General features: G+C 58.5%; 16 protein-coding genes. 13 read left to right on the top strand and 3 right to left on the bottom strand.

What is annotated here, in order from left to right:
* The first annotated feature begins 53 nt into the window (after positions 1-53).
* Together AC1Q6Y_RS05235 and AC1Q6Y_RS05230 are read left to right on the top strand one after the other, a co-directional pair.
* Complete coding sequence (locus AC1Q6Y_RS05235; RefSeq protein WP_492624118.1) at positions 54-695, top strand: MBL fold metallo-hydrolase; 642 nt, start codon at positions 54-56, stop codon at positions 693-695.
* 104 nt (positions 696-799) lie between these two features.
* Positions 800-1,534 (top strand): YiaD family glycine zipper/OmpA-like lipoprotein, encoded by a 735-nt coding sequence (locus AC1Q6Y_RS05230; protein WP_057713347.1) that lies wholly within the window; start codon positions 800-802, stop codon positions 1,532-1,534.
* Positions 1,535-1,808: 274 nt separating this feature from the next.
* Here AC1Q6Y_RS05230 and AC1Q6Y_RS05225 read toward each other — a convergent pair whose 3' ends face one another.
* On the bottom strand, positions 1,809-2,243 hold the full coding sequence (locus tag AC1Q6Y_RS05225) for a Z-ring associated ZapG family protein (RefSeq protein ID WP_008045970.1): 435 nt from the start codon (positions 2,241-2,243) through the stop codon (positions 1,809-1,811).
* Positions 2,244-2,387: 144 nt separating this feature from the next.
* Between AC1Q6Y_RS05225 and AC1Q6Y_RS05220 the strand changes: the two genes are divergently transcribed.
* The 3 genes from AC1Q6Y_RS05220 to zapE all read left to right on the top strand — a co-directional run bounded on the left by AC1Q6Y_RS05220 (position 2,388) and on the right by zapE (position 5,582).
* Positions 2,388-3,017, top strand: a complete 630-nt coding sequence (locus AC1Q6Y_RS05220; protein WP_057713348.1) for an alpha/beta hydrolase — start codon at positions 2,388-2,390, stop codon at positions 3,015-3,017.
* A 24-nt stretch (positions 3,018-3,041) separates the two neighbouring features.
* Entirely contained in the window at positions 3,042-4,397 is a 1,356-nt protein-coding gene (locus tag AC1Q6Y_RS05215) for a tryptophan--tRNA ligase (protein WP_218494219.1), read from the top strand.
* A gap of 90 nt (positions 4,398-4,487) precedes the next feature.
* Positions 4,488-5,582: a cell division protein ZapE gene (zapE, locus tag AC1Q6Y_RS05210; protein WP_007998226.1), complete on the top strand. Its 1,095-nt coding sequence runs from the start codon at positions 4,488-4,490 to the stop codon at positions 5,580-5,582.
* Positions 5,583-5,777: 195 nt separating this feature from the next.
* On the opposite strand, the gene AC1Q6Y_RS05205 is transcribed toward zapE, so the two are convergent.
* On the bottom strand, positions 5,778-6,698 hold the full coding sequence (locus AC1Q6Y_RS05205; protein ID WP_492624138.1) for a GlxA family transcriptional regulator: 921 nt from the start codon (positions 6,696-6,698) through the stop codon (positions 5,778-5,780).
* 221 nt (positions 6,699-6,919) lie between these two features.
* On the opposite strand from AC1Q6Y_RS05205, the gene AC1Q6Y_RS05200 reads away from it, so the two are divergent.
* Positions 6,920-8,056, top strand: a complete 1,137-nt coding sequence (locus AC1Q6Y_RS05200) for an acyl-CoA dehydrogenase family protein (RefSeq protein ID WP_150814948.1) — start codon at positions 6,920-6,922, stop codon at positions 8,054-8,056.
* A 101-nt stretch (positions 8,057-8,157) separates the two neighbouring features.
* On the opposite strand, the gene AC1Q6Y_RS05195 is transcribed toward AC1Q6Y_RS05200, so the two are convergent.
* Complete coding sequence (locus tag AC1Q6Y_RS05195; RefSeq protein ID WP_057713352.1) at positions 8,158-9,198, bottom strand: NADP(H)-dependent aldo-keto reductase; 1,041 nt, start codon at positions 9,196-9,198, stop codon at positions 8,158-8,160.
* Positions 9,199-9,443: 245 nt separating this feature from the next.
* On the opposite strand from AC1Q6Y_RS05195, the gene rplM reads away from it, so the two are divergent.
* The 7 genes from rplM to AC1Q6Y_RS05160 all read left to right on the top strand — a co-directional run bounded on the left by rplM (position 9,444) and on the right by AC1Q6Y_RS05160 (position 14,332).
* Entirely contained in the window at positions 9,444-9,872 is a 429-nt protein-coding gene (gene rplM, locus AC1Q6Y_RS05190; RefSeq protein WP_007917032.1) for a 50S ribosomal protein L13, read from the top strand.
* Between the two features lie 14 nt (positions 9,873-9,886).
* Positions 9,887-10,279, top strand: a complete 393-nt coding sequence (gene rpsI / locus AC1Q6Y_RS05185) for a 30S ribosomal protein S9 (protein WP_003228056.1) — start codon at positions 9,887-9,889, stop codon at positions 10,277-10,279.
* A gap of 268 nt (positions 10,280-10,547) precedes the next feature.
* The gene (gene petA / locus AC1Q6Y_RS05180; RefSeq protein WP_057713353.1) at positions 10,548-11,141 is read left to right on the top strand and encodes a ubiquinol-cytochrome c reductase iron-sulfur subunit; all 594 of its coding nucleotides are present in this window, start codon (positions 10,548-10,550) and stop codon (positions 11,139-11,141) included.
* The gene (locus tag AC1Q6Y_RS05175; RefSeq protein ID WP_034149536.1) at positions 11,141-12,352 is read left to right on the top strand and encodes a cytochrome b; all 1,212 of its coding nucleotides are present in this window, start codon (positions 11,141-11,143) and stop codon (positions 12,350-12,352) included. Before petA ends, AC1Q6Y_RS05175 begins: the two co-directional genes overlap by 1 nt.
* Entirely contained in the window at positions 12,352-13,134 is a 783-nt protein-coding gene (locus AC1Q6Y_RS05170; RefSeq protein WP_057713354.1) for a cytochrome c1, read from the top strand. The genes AC1Q6Y_RS05175 and AC1Q6Y_RS05170 overlap by 1 nt, the downstream gene beginning before the upstream one ends.
* A 150-nt stretch (positions 13,135-13,284) precedes the next feature.
* Positions 13,285-13,902 (top strand): glutathione S-transferase N-terminal domain-containing protein, encoded by a 618-nt coding sequence (locus AC1Q6Y_RS05165; protein WP_007989864.1) that lies wholly within the window; start codon positions 13,285-13,287, stop codon positions 13,900-13,902.
* Between the two features lie 16 nt (positions 13,903-13,918).
* On the top strand, positions 13,919-14,332 hold the full coding sequence (locus AC1Q6Y_RS05160; protein WP_007998247.1) for a ClpXP protease specificity-enhancing factor: 414 nt from the start codon (positions 13,919-13,921) through the stop codon (positions 14,330-14,332).
* The last annotated feature ends 114 nt before the right edge of the window (positions 14,333-14,446 follow it).

Below are 14,446 nucleotides of genomic sequence, written 5' to 3'. Positions count from 1 at the left end.
TACTCAATTGTGAGAAAATCACTCATCCCCCGTTTATCGAGCAGGCCCCGCCGATGTCCCAGCAACCCACCCTCATTCGCGAAACCTTCCCCGTCGGCCCGTTGCGGTGCAACTGCACGATCATCGGCGATCCGGTAACGAAAAAGGCCATCGTCGTCGATCCGGGTGGCAATCATGAGCTGATCCTGGCGCGTCTCGATGCCCTTGGGCTGAAAGTGGTCAGCATCATTCACACCCACGCCCACCTCGATCATTTCCTGGCTTCCGGTCAACTCAAGGAGAAAACCGGCGCGACGCTGCATCTGCACAAGGAAGACCAGTTTCTCTGGGACAACCTGGAAATGCAGTGCCAGATGTTCGGCGTTCCTTATACCCCGGTGCCGTCCCCGGATCGCTGGCTGGCCGATGATGAAGAACTGGCCTGCGGTTGCGGCGTGGCGCTGCACACGCCAGGTCATACGCCGGGCTCCATGAGCTTCTGGTTTTCCGAGGCCAAGCTGCTGATTGCCGGAGATACCCTGTTTCGTCGCGGCGTCGGACGCACGGATTTGTGGGGTGGCGACCAGGCGACCATCGTGCGCTCGATCAAGCAGCGGTTGTACACCCTCGACGAAGACGCAACCGTGGTGACCGGGCATGGTCCGGACACCCGTCTGGGCGATGAAATGCGCGAAAACCCCTTTGTTCGGGGCTGATTTGTAACATTCGGAATTTTTACCCGTTAACATGATCCAACGCCCGCAAAGGCTGATGCCTTGGTCCGTTGCACCACAGAATGCAAAAAAAGTAGGAGCTTTACATGTTCACCATGCGTCGTTTGATGATTGTCGCTACTGCCGTGGCCGTACTGTCCGGCTGTGCCTCGCCCAACCCTTATGACGGTCAGCCGCAGGGTCAGGCGGATGGCAGCTCCCAAGGCATGAGCAAAACCGCGAAATACGGTGGCCTCGGCGCTCTGGCCGGTGCGCTGGCCGGTGCTGCGATCAACCACGATAACCGTGGCAAGGGCGCACTGATCGGTGCTGCGGTGGTCGGTGCTTCCGCCGCCGGTTACGGTTACTACGCCGATCAGCAAGAGAAAAAGCTGCGCGCCAGCATGGCCAACACCGGTGTTGAAGTGCAACGCCAGGGCGACCAGATCAAGCTGATCATGCCGGGCAACATCACGTTCGCTACCGATTCGGCGAACATTGCCCCAAGCTTCTATCAGCCTCTGAACAACCTGGCGGGCTCGCTCAAAGAGTTCAACCAGAACCAGATCGAGATCGTCGGCTATACCGACAGCACCGGCAGCCGCCAGCACAACATGGACCTGTCCCAGCGTCGCGCCCAGAGCGTGGCAACCTACCTGACCTCGCAAGGTGTCAGCGGTGCCAATCTGAGCGCCCGTGGCGCCGGTCCGGATAGCCCGGTTGCCAGCAACGGCGACGCCAATGGCCGGGCGCAGAACCGCCGTGTAGAGGTCAACCTCAAGGCGATTCCGGGCCAGCAGTATGGTGGTCAGCAGCAAGGTCAGGTTCAGCAGTACCCTTGATCGTCTGATTGAACCCCAGGCGTAGAAAAGCCCGCTCGATCTTCTACGGATCGGGCGGGCTTTTTTTTGTCGTCAGTTCCGGCCCCTTCGCGGGCAAGCCCGTTCCTACAGGTCATGTGTTGGATGCAGATTTTGTGTACGACATCGACCATTGTGGGAGCAGGCTTGCCCGCGAAGAGGCCAGACCAGGCAGCAGAAATCTGGAACAGACAGAAACAAAAAAGCCCCCGGACCAGTGAAAGTCCGGGGGCTTTTTGTATGGCGCGAAAGCTGATTACTTCTTCAGGCCATAATGCTCATCGAGCATGCCCGGCGAGTTCGGGGCTTTCGGTGCGTAATCGCGAGGCGGCTCCTGATCGCGCGGTGGCGTCAGGCGTTCACGGGGTGCCTGCGCCGCGTCGGCGTGCAGGGAAGCCAGCAGGCGTTGGCGAGTCTGTTCGTCCAGGGCCAGGCGGTTGGCGCCCTCGGCGAGATGGTCCTGCACTTCCTGATAGCTCTGAGTCAGTTTCTTGACCAGTGTCGCGGTGCTGTTGAAGTGGGTCACCACCTCGTTCTGATAACTGTCGAAACGTTCCTGAATATCGTCCAGCTGACGCTGCGTGCGGCTGGGCGCAGCGTTCGGTGCAACGCGAGCGATCAGGAACCCAATGGCGACACCCACAACCAGGGCAAGAGTCGGTAACAACCAAACTAAGAGCGAGTGTTCCACGAGTCCTTCCTCTATAAACGGCTTTGCTTTACGTTAACGGCTCGAACCTGCGCTGTATACCGCGATTCACTCGCAATAGACAGCCACAGACAATTTGCTAGACGAGTCGACCTGATCCGAGGTCACGGAGTTCCTTCCTTGCTTATGCGTGAAACCCCTGTAGTGATTGATGGCCCGGTGGGTCAACTGGAAGCACTGTACCTGGACAACGAGCAGGCGCGTGGCCTGGCGCTGATCTGCCATCCGAACCCGGTGCAGGGCGGCACCATGCTCAACAAAGTGGTCTCGACCCTGCAGCGCACCGCGCGTGATGCCGGTTTGATTACTTTGCGTTTCAACTACCGCGGGGTGGGTGCCAGTGAAGGTACACATGATATGGGCACCGGCGAAGTCGATGATGCCCAGGCTGTGGCCGAATGGTTTCGCGCCAGACACCCGCAATTGCCACTGACCCTGTTCGGTTTCTCCTTCGGTGGGTTTGTTGCAGCAAGTCTTGGCGGACGCCTGGAAGCGAAGGGCGAACCGCTCAAACATCTATTCATGGTCGCACCGGCGGTCATGCGCCTGAGCGCTCAGGACTCACTGCCACAGCAGGGCGAACTGACCCTGATCCAGCCGGAAACCGACGAAGTGATCGATCCGCAGTTGGTTTACCAATGGTCCGACACGCTTGAACGTCCCCATGAGCTGCTGAAAGTGGCAGAATGCGGACACTTTTTTCATGGCAAGCTGACCGATCTCAAGGATCTGATCCTGCCGCGTCTCTCGAATTGATTGCAGTCTGACAAGCGATTACCCATGACGACTCGTACCCGTATCCTCACCGGCATCACCACCACCGGCACGCCGCACCTGGGCAACTACGCTGGTGCCATCCGCCCGGCGATCCTGGCCAGCCGTGACAGCAATGCCGACTCGTTCTACTTTTTGGCGGATTACCACGCCCTGATCAAGTGCGATGACCCGCTGCGCATCCAGCGCTCGCGTCTGGAAATCGCTGCGACCTGGCTGGCCGGTGGCCTGAATGTCGACCGCGTGACCTTCTACCGCCAGTCCGACATCCCGGAAATCCCCGAACTGACCTGGCTGCTGACCTGCGTCGCCGCCAAGGGCCTGCTCAACCGCGCCCACGCCTACAAGGCTTCGGTGGACAAGAACGTCGAGACCGGCGAGGACCCGGATGCAGGCATCACCATGGGCCTTTACAGCTACCCGGTGCTGATGGCCGCGGACATCCTGATGTTCAATGCGCACAAGGTGCCGGTCGGTCGTGACCAGATCCAGCACGTGGAAATGGCGCGGGACATCGGCCAGCGCTTCAACCATCTTTTTGGCCAGGGCAAAGAGTTCTTCACCATGCCCGAGGCGTTGATCGAAGAGAGCGTCGCCACGTTGCCGGGCCTGGATGGCCGCAAGATGTCGAAGAGCTACGACAACACCATTCCGCTGTTCAGCAGTGCCAAAGAGATGAAGGACGCGATTTCGCGGATCGTCACCGACTCCCGCGCACCGGGCGAAGCCAAGGATCCGGACAACTCACACCTGTTTACCCTGTTCCAGGCGTTTGCCACCCCGGCGCAAGCCGACGAGTTCCGCAGCGAACTGTTGCAGGGCCTGGGTTGGGGCGAGGCGAAGAATCGTCTGTTCCAGTTGCTCGACAACGAACTGGGCGAATCCCGCGAGCGTTATAACCAGCTGATCGAGCGCCCGGCGGATCTGGAAGACATCCTGCAACACGGCGCGAAAAAAGCCCGTGCGGTAGCGACACCCTTCCTCAACGAACTGCGTGAAGCGGTGGGCCTGCGCTCCTTCGTTGCCCAGACTCAAGTGGCGGCGACCACCAAGAAGAAAGCCGTGAAGGCTGCGCGTTTTGTCAGCTTCCGTGAAGACGACGGCAGTTTCCGCTTCCGTCTGCTGGCGGCAGATGGCGAACAACTGCTGCTGTCGCGCAACTTCGCCGACGGTAAAACCGCCGGGCAGGTGACCAAGCAACTGCAAGCGGGCCAGGCATTGGACGTGCGCAGTGAAGACCTCGGGTTCAGCGTCTGGCTGGAAGGTGAGTGCGTTGCCGACAGCCCGGCATTTGCCGACAGCGTCGCCCGTGACGCTGCCATCGAAGCCTTGCGCATTGCCCTGACGCCGGTTCAGGAATAAACAACGGTTCGGCCCGACCAAGGGCCGATTGCCATTCCTCGGGGTCGTCGCTACAGTGTCGGCCCGTTTTTGTTGCCTTGCTAACGAATTATGACGCCCCTAGAACGATATCAAGCTGATCTGAAACGCCCGGAATTCTTCCATGACGCCGCGCAGGAAACTGCCGTGCGTCATTTGCAGCGCCTGTACGACGACCTGGTCGCGGCCGAGCAAAACAAGCCGGGCCTGCTGGGCAAGTTGTTTGGCAAGAAGGATCAGACCCCGGTCAAGGGCCTGTATTTCTGGGGCGGCGTAGGTCGCGGCAAGACTTACCTGGTGGACACCTTCTTCGAAGCGCTGCCCTTCAAGGAAAAGTCCCGCACCCACTTCCACCGCTTCATGAAGCGCGTGCACGAAGAGATGAAAACCCTGGGCGGCGAGAAAAACCCGCTGACCATCATCGCCAAGCGCTTCGCCACCGAAGCCCGGGTCATCTGCTTCGATGAATTCTTCGTTTCCGACATCACCGACGCCATGATCCTCGGCACCCTGATGGAAGAACTGTTCAAGAACGGCGTAACCCTGGTCGCGACTTCGAACATCGTGCCGGATGGCCTGTACAAGGACGGCCTGCAACGCGCGCGCTTCCTGCCGGCCATTGCGCTGATCAAGCAGAATACCGAGATCGTCAACGTCGACAGCGGCGTCGACTATCGTCTGCGTCACCTCGAACAGGCCGAGCTGTTCCACTACCCACTCGACGAAGCCGCCAACGAAAGCCTGCGCAAGAGCTTCCGTGCACTGACACCGGAATGCACGGCAGCGGTCGAAAATGACGTGCTGATGATCGAAAACCGCGAAATCCGTGCCCTGCGCACCTGCGATGACGTGGCCTGGTTCAACTTCCGCGAACTGTGCGACGGTCCGCGCAGCCAGAACGACTACATCGAACTGGGCAAGATCTTCCACGCCGTGCTGCTCAGCGATGTCGAGCAGATGAGCGTCACCACCGACGACATCGCCCGACGCTTCATCAACATGGTCGACGAGTTCTACGACCGTAACGTGAAGCTGATCATTTCTGCTGAAGTCGAGCTAAAGGATCTCTACACCGGCGGGCGCTTGAATTTCGAATTCCAGCGTACCCTCAGCCGACTGCTGGAAATGCAATCCCACGAATTCCTGTCCAGGGCGCACAAGCCGTAAGACAGTTCGGAAAATGAAAGAGGCCTGCAAATGCAGGCCTTTTTTGTGCGCCGAAGAACCTCTTTTGGGCTCACCAAAGTCCGTGTGGGAGCGAGCTTGCTCGCGATGACGGCGGCACATTCAGTATTGATGTGACTGATGCGCGGCTATCGCGAGCAAGCTCGCTCCCACAGGGGGGCATTTGTATGCCTGTGATTACGCCGCCTGCTGAAACTGCTGCCGATACTGATTCGGTGACAACTCCGTGTGCTGGCGGAACAGCCGCGCAAAGAAGCTCGCATCGTCATAACCAACCTCGTAGCTGATGGTCTTGATGCTCTTGCGGCTGCCGGACAGCAAGCCCTTGGCGGTTTCGATGCGCAGGCGTTGCAGGTAATGCAGTGGCTTGTCGCCGGTGGCGGTCTGGAAGCGGCGCATGAAGTTGCGGATGCTCATGCCGTGTTCGCGGGCGACGTCCTCGAAACGGAACTTGTCGGCGAAGTGTTCTTCGAGCCAGTGCTGGATCTGCAGGATGATCACGTCCTGGTGCAGCTTCTGCCCGCCGAATCCAATCCGTCCCGGTGAATAGCTGCGCTGCACTTCATAGAGGATGTCTCGGGCTACGGCCTGGGACACGTTGGCGCCGCAGAAGCGCTCGATCAGGTAAATGTACAGGTCGCATGCCGAGGTGGTGCCGCCGGCGCAGTACAGGTTGTCGGCATCGGTCAGGTGCTTGTCCTGATTGAGCTGGACCTGGGGGAAGCGTTCGGCGAAGGCATTGAAGAAGCGCCAGTAGGTGGTCGCTTCCTTGCCATTGAGCAGCCCGGCTTCGGCCAGCCAGAAAACACCAGTGGCCTCGCCGCACAGTACGGCACCGCGCGCATGTTGCTGGCGCAGCCAAGGCAGGATTTGCGGGTAACGTTTGCTGAGGCTGTCGAAATCGTCCCAGAACGCGGGAAGAACGATGATGTCGGCGTTTTCCAGTCCGCCATCCACCGGAATAATCACATCGCTGAAGGTGTTGACCGGCTTGCCATCGGGGCTGACCAGGCGGGTTTCGAACGCCGGTGTCAGGCCCTGGCCCAGCTGTTTGCCGTAGCGCAGGCTGGCGAGGTGGAAGAAATCCTTGGCTTGCATGAGGGTGGAAGCGAAAACCCGGTCGATGGCCAGGATGCTGACGCGCCGCAGGGGCGTGGAGGCTTGGTTAGACATAATTCAACTTTATTTTTATAGGGGGAAGTGGTCACCAGACGGCTGGATCGTCTTATTTTTTGTCGGATGTGTCCAGTGTCCTGTATCGGAAGCGAGGCATAGTCTCTGAAGGTCAATTCCTTCTAAAAACAAAGAAAAGGTGCCGCATGATCCCCAGAACCCTGTTCAGTTCCGAGCACGAGCTTTTCCGCGACAGCGTGCGGACGTTTCTCGAAAAAGAGGCGGTGCCGTTCCATGGGCAATGGGAGAAACAAGGCTATATCGACCGCAAACTGTGGAACAAGGCAGGGGAGGCGGGGATGCTTTGCTCGCACTTGCCGGAAGAGTACGGCGGCCTGGGGGCGGACTTTCTCTACAGTGCGGTGGTAATCGAAGAAGTGGGGCGACTTGGCCTGACCGGCATCGGTTTTTCCTTGCACTCGGACATCGTGGCGCCCTACATCCTGCATTACGGCAGTGAGACGCTGAAGCACAAATACCTGCCGAAACTGGTGTCCGGCGAGATGGTTACCGCGATCGCCATGACAGAACCGGGCGCCGGTTCCGATCTGCAAGGGGTGAAAACCACGGCCGTGCTCGATGGCGATGAATACGTGATCAACGGCTCCAAGACCTTTATCACCAACGGCTACCTGGCCGATCTGGTGATCGTCGTCGCCAAGACCGATCCGAAGGCTGGCGCGAAGGGTACGAGTCTGTTTCTGGTGGAAGCCAATACGCCGGGCTTCGACAAGGGCAAGCGCCTGGAGAAGGTCGGAATGAAAGCCCAGGACACCTCGGAGCTGTTCTTCCAGGACGTGCGTGTGCCCAAGGAAAACCTGCTGGGCCAGGCCGGGATGGGCTTTGCCTACCTGATGCAGGAGTTGCCCCAGGAGCGCCTCACGGTGGCCATTGGCGGGCTGGCTTCAGCCGAAGCGGCGCTGCAATGGACGCTGGACTACACCCGTGAGCGCAAGGCATTCGGCAAGTCGATCGCGGATTTCCAGAATACCCGGTTCAAGCTGGCGGAGATGGCCACGGAAATCCAGATCGGCCGGGTCTTCGTCGACCGTTGCCTGGAGCTGCACCTGCAAGGCAAGCTCGACGTGCCGACGGCGGCGATGGCCAAGTACTGGGGCACCGACCTGCAGTGCAAGGTGCTCGACGAGTGTGTGCAGTTGCACGGTGGCTACGGGTTCATGTGGGAGTACCCGATCGCGCGGGCATGGGCGGATGCACGGGTGCAGCGGATCTATGCCGGGACGAACGAGATCATGAAGGAGATTATTGCGCGGTCGCTTTGATTTGCGCTGACCGGGCGGACGCCATCGCGGGCAAGCCCGCTCCCACAGGTATCACCGAACCTGTGGGAGCGGGCTTGCCCGCGATTGGTTTTAAAGATCAATCAAGGCGCAGGATTCGGGTGATCCTTGTGAATCGCCTCGATCCCTTCCAGCACTTCCTCCGACAGCTTCAAGTCGAAACTGGCGATGTTGCTCTCCAGTTGCTCCATCGTCGTCGCGCCAATGATGTTGCTGGTCACGAATGGCTGCTGCGTCACGAACGCCAGGGCCATTTGCGCCGGGTCCAGGCCGTGCTCGCGAGCCAGGGCCACGTAACGGCTGCATGCCGCTTCCGACTGCGGGTTGAAATAGCGGCTGAAGCGACTGTAGAGGCTCAGGCGACCTTTTGGCGGGCGGGCGCCGCCTTCGTACTTGCCTGACAGGAAGCCGAACGCCAGCGGCGAATAGGCGAGCAGGCCGCATTGCTCGCGGATGGCAATTTCCGCCAGGCCGACTTCGAAGCTGCGGTTGAGCAGGTTGTACGGGTTCTGGATCGAAACGGCGCGCGGCCAGCCACGGGCTTCGGCCAGGGCCAGGAAGCGCATGGTGCCCCATGGCGTCTCGTTGGACAGGCCGATGTGGCGGATCTTGCCGGCGCGGACCTGCTCGTCCAGCGCTTCGAGGGTGTCCTCCAGTGGAGTCAGGTTGGCTTCGATCTTGTGCTTGTAGCCCAGTTGCCCGAAGAAGTTGGTGCTGCGCTCCGGCCAGTGCAGTTGGTAGAGGTCGATGTAGTCGGTCTGCAGGCGCTGGAGGCTGGCATCCACCGCTTCGGTGATGTGCTGGCGGTTGTGGCGCAGGTTTTTGTCGCGGATGTAGTCGATGGTGTTGCCGGGGCCAGCGATCTTGCTGGCCAGGATCCAGTCGGCGCGATCGCCGCGGCTTTTGAAATAATTGCCGATGTAGCGTTCGGTGGTTGCGTAGGTTTCGGCCTTGGGTGGCACCGGGTACATCTCGGCGGTGTCGATGAAGTTGATCCCGGCGCTCTTGGCTCGCTCAATCTGGGCGAAGGCGTCTGCCTCGCTGTTTTGCTCGCCCCAGGTCATGGTTCCGAGGCAGAGGGCACTCACGTTCAGATTGGTTCGGCCTAGCTGGCGATAGTCCATCGGGTGCTCCTTGGGCAAAACAATCATAAAAGCAGGTTGAATTATTTTTCGCAATCTGCATAATTGCGCACCTCTTTCTGCAGTGGAAGTGATGCGCCGCCGCCGAAGAATCTTGCCGTTGAACGGACGCGCCGACCCGAGCCCCCGAAAGCGTCTGTATCCGGCTGCCTTTGACTTGTCAAAGTACGCACTATTCAGTAAGATCCGCCGTCTAATTTACAGGGCGGCCCCTGAGGCTATAAAGAATGAAAACTTTTACTGCTAAACCGGAAACAGTAAAGCGCGACTGGTTTGTCGTCGACGCTGCTGGTCAGACCCTGGGTCGTCTGGCCACCGAAATCGCGAGCCGTCTGCGTGGCAAGCACAAGCCTGAGTACACTCCTCACGTTGACACCGGCGACTACATCGTCGTAATCAATGCTGAGCAGATTCGTGTTACCGGTGCTAAAACCACTGACAAAATGTACTACTCCCACTCCGGTTTCCCGGGCGGCATCAAGTCGATCAACTTTGAAAAGCTGATCGCCAAGGCCCCTGAGCGCGTGATCGAGACCGCGGTTAAAGGCATGCTGCCTAAGAACCCACTGGGTCGCGACATGTACCGTAAGCTGAAAGTCTATGCGGGCGCTGCACACCCACATACTGCTCAGCAGCCCCAAGAACTGAAGTTTTAACGGAATAGTACATTATGTCGGCGACTCAAAATTACGGCACTGGCCGTCGCAAGACCGCAACCGCACGCGTTTTCCTGCGTCCGGGTACTGGTAACATCTCCATCAACAACCGTTCGCTGGATAACTTCTTCGGCCGCGAAACTGCCCGCATGGTAGTTCGTCAGCCGCTGGAGCTGACTGAGACCGTCGAGAAGTTCGACATCTACGTCACCGTGATCGGCGGTGGTGTGAGTGGTCAGGCTGGCGCAATCCGCCACGGCATCACTCGTGCTCTGATGGACTACGACGAGACTCTGCGCAGCGCCCTGCGTAAAGCCGGCTTCGTAACCCGCGATGCTCGTGAAGTTGAACGTAAGAAAGTCGGTCTGCGTAAAGCGCGTAAGCGTCCGCAGTACTCGAAGCGTTAATTCGCTTTCACGTTCAAAAAAGAACGCCCAGTTTCCTCACGGAGCTGGGCGTTTTTTTATGTCTGCGATTTATCAAAGAATTGCGCTGTGACAACTTGCCACATCCGCAGACACCCTATACTACAAGGCTTGGGGGTGATGGGTTCCGGTAATTACCTTGTCAGAATTGGGGCTTTTCATTACCATTCGGCAAAATTTTTATAAGTACATAGTTTTACTTAGTAGATGCCTGATTTAACAGGCCACAAAGCTGATGGGAGAGGACTGAATGAGCAATGACGGCGTGAATGCAGGCCGGCGTCGCTTCTTGGTAGCAGCCACATCCGTGGTGGGTGCTGCAGGAGCGGTGGGGGCTGCGGTCCCGTTCGTGGGGTCATGGTTTCCCAGTGCCAAGGCGAAAGCCGCAGGTGCACCGGTGAAAGTGAATGTCAGCAAAATCGAGCCAGGCCAGCAGATGATTGCTGAGTGGCGCGGCCAGCCGGTGTTCATCGTCCGCCGTACACAGGAAATCCTGGGGAATCTTAAGAAGATCGAGGGCCAGCTCGCTGACCCGGCCTCCAAGAACTCGACACAACCGACTTACGTTGATCCGGAAACCCGTTCGATCAAGCCCGAGGTCCTGCTGCTGATCGGTATCTGCACGCACCTGGGTTGCTCGCCGACCTTCCGTCCCGAAGTGGCACCTGCGGATCTGGGTAAGGACTGGGTAGGCGGCTATTTCTGCCCTTGCCACGGTTCCCACTACGATCTGGCTGGTCGCGTCTACAAGTCGCAGCCTGCGCCTTTGAACCTGCCAGTTCCCCCGCATTCCTATGAGACCGATGAAATTATTATCATTGGCGTCGATACGGAGAAAGCGTGATGAGCAAGTTCATGGATTGGGTTGATGCGCGCTTTCCCGCCACCAAGATGTGGGAAGACCATCTCAGCAAGTATTACGCTCCGAAGAACTTCAACTTCTTCTACTTCTTTGGCTCCCTGGCGCTGCTCGTTCTGGTCAACCAGATCGTTACCGGTGTCTGGCTGACCATGAGCTACACCCCGTCGGCGGAAGAGGCATTCGCCTCCGTCGAATACATCATGCGCGACGTCGAGTACGGCTCGATCCTGCGTCTGCTGCACTCCACCGGCGCTTCGGCGTTCTTCATCGTGGTCTATCTGCACATGTTCCGTGGCCTGCTCTACGGTTCGTACCAGAAGCCGCGTGAACTGGTGTGGGTCTTCGGCATGCTGATCTACCTGGCGCTGATGGCCGAAGCCTTCATGGGCTACCTGCTGCCGTGGGGACAGATGTCCTACTGGGGTGCACAGGTGATCATCTCGCTGTTCGGTGCGATCCCGGTCATCGGCAACGACCTGACCCAGTGGATTCGTGGTGACTACCTGATTTCCGGTATTACCCTGAACCGCTTCTTCGCCTTGCACGTGGTTGCCCTGCCGATCGTTATCCTGGGTCTGGTGGTGCTGCACATCCTGGCGTTGCACGAAGTCGGTTCGAACAACCCGGACGGCGTGGACATCAAGAAGCACAAGGACGAAAACGGCATACCGCTGGACGGCATTGCCTTCCACCCGTACTACACCGTGAAAGATATCGTCGGCGTGGTGGTGTTCCTGTTCATCTTCTGCTCGATCGTGTTCTTCTTCCCGGAAATGGGCGGCTACTTCCTCGAAAAGCCGAACTTTGAAGTGGCGAACGCCTTCAAGACCCCAGAGCACATTGCTCCGGTCTGGTACTTCACTCCGTTCTACGCCATCTTGCGTGCGGTTCCGGACAAGCTCCTGGGCGTTATCGCCATGGGCGCGGCCATCGCCGTGCTGTTCGTCCTGCCGTGGCTCGACCGCAGTCCGGTCAAGTCGATGCGCTACAAAGGCTGGCTGAGCAAGATCTGGCTCTGGGTGTTCTGCATTTCGTTCGTAATCCTGGGCGTGTTGGGTGTTCTGGCTCCGACTCCAGGCCGTACGCTGTTGTCGCAGGTGTGTACCTTCCTGTACTTCGCCTACTTCATTCTGATGCCGTTCTACACCAGGCTCGAGAAGACCAAACCGGTTCCGGAAAGGGTGACTGGCTGATGAAAAAACTATTTGCTGTATTGATGCTTGCTGCACTGCCGGTGTTTGCTTTCGCAGCTGAGCACGGTGGCCCCGAGCTGGAAAAAGTCGACATCGACGTTTCCGATAAAGCGGCCATGCAGGACGGCGCGCGTACCTTCGCCAACTACTGTATGGGTTGCCACAGTGCCAAGTTCCAGCGCTATGAGCGTGTTGCCGACGACCTGGGCATTCCCCATGAGTTGATGCTCGAGAAGCTGGTGTTCACTGGCGCCAAGATCGGCGATCACATGAGCATCGGCATGCAGCCAGCGGACGCCAAGGCCTGGTTTGGCGCAGCGCCACCGGACCTGACCTTGGTTGCCCGTGTTCGCGGCACTGACTGGCTCTACGGTTACCTGAAGTCGTTCTACGAAGATCCTTCGCGCCCATGGGGTGTGAACAACAAGGTCTTCCCGAACGTGGGCATGCCTAACGTCCTGGTCGGCTTGCAGGGTCGCCAGGTGGTGGGTTGCAAACAGGTTCAGATCGTCGAAGACGGCAAGAAGCAATATGATCCTCTGACCGGTACGGCGCTGACTCATGAAGCGTGCGATCAGTTGACCATCGTGCCGAAAAGCGGTGCCCTGACTGCAGAGCAGTTCGATGAGAAGGTCAAGAATCTGGTAACCTTCCTGGCTTACTCGGCTAACCCGGTTAAGCTGCAACATCAGCGCATCGGTACGTACGTATTGTTGTACCTGGCGTTCTTCTTCGTCTTCGCTTACCTGCTCAAGCGCGAATACTGGAAAGACGTGCACTGATAAAGCTTCAAGCTATTGCTGTTAATCGCGCGCGCCCAAGGGCGCCTCTGAAGATGTAGCGAAACTGGTGATCCAGTCGTTACGGGAGGCGCCCTCTGGGCGCGCTCGTTTTTCCGCTTTCGATAATTTCTACAAGCGAGGAGGATCGCCATGGGCGTGACCAATCGGTTGGCCTGTTACTCCGACCCCGCCGACCACTATTCCCACCGAGTGCGCATCGTACTGGCAGAGAAGGGTGTCAGCGCCGAGATCATTTACGTGGAGGCTGGTCGCCAGCCACCTAAACTGATTGAGGTGAACCCTTACGGCAGCTTGCCCACGCTGGTCGATCGCGACCTGGCGTTGTGGGAGTCGACTGTGGTGATGGAATATCTGGATGAGCGTTACCCGCACCCGCCGCTACTGCCGGTTTATCCCGTGGCGCGTGCCAACAGTCGCCTGCTGATGCACCGCATTCAGCGAGACTGGTGTGGTCTGGTGGACCTGATTCTGGATTCACGGACCAAGGAAGCGGCTCGTGCCGTGGCTCGAAAAGAGTTGCGCGAAAGCCTGACGGGTGTGTCGCCACTGTTTGCCGACAAACCGTTTTTCCTCAGTGAGGAACAAAGTCTGGTGGATTGCTGCCTATTGCCAATACTCTGGCGATTGCCGATTCTGGGTATAGAACTGCCGCGGCCGGCGAAGCCGCTGCTTGATTATATGGAGCGCCAGTTTGCGCGTGAGGCTTTCCAGGCGAGTCTGTCTGGTGTCGAACGCGACATGCGCTAAGGCTTAAGGAGCCGTTATGAACTCCAGTCGACCTTATCTGGTCCGCGCGCTCTATGAGTGGATTGTGGACAATGATTGCACCCCGCATATGCTGGTCAATTCCGAGTACCCGTCGGTGCAGGTGCCTCAGGGGTTTGCCAGTGACGGACAGATCGTCCTGAACGTATCGCCACAAGCCGTGCGTCACTTGCACATGGATAACGAGGCGGTCAGTTTCGAGGGGCGCTTTGGTGGCGTACCGCACACCTTGTACGTGCCAATTGCTTCGATCCTGGGTATCTACGCCCGGGAGAATGGCCAGGGCATGGTGTTCGATCTGGAATCGCCCATGGGCGAGGACGACGAGATCGAGCCGGATGACGATCTTCCACCACCCGACAGTGAGCCACCGCGTCCAAGCGGTCGCCCGAGTTTGAAGGTGGTGAAGTAATAAAAAGGCGATCCGCAAGGATCGCCTTTTTTATTACGTTGTAGGAGCGAGCCTGCTCGCGATGGGCGTGAACGATGACGCGTGCAGTCTGAATGAACGCATTCGCCAAACGTT

It is taken from the genome of Pseudomonas sp. GW823-FHT06E10, from assembly GCF_058794995.1.
Note: the sequence above shows the minus strand (reverse complement) of the source record. Positions and strands in the feature narration are given on the sequence as shown.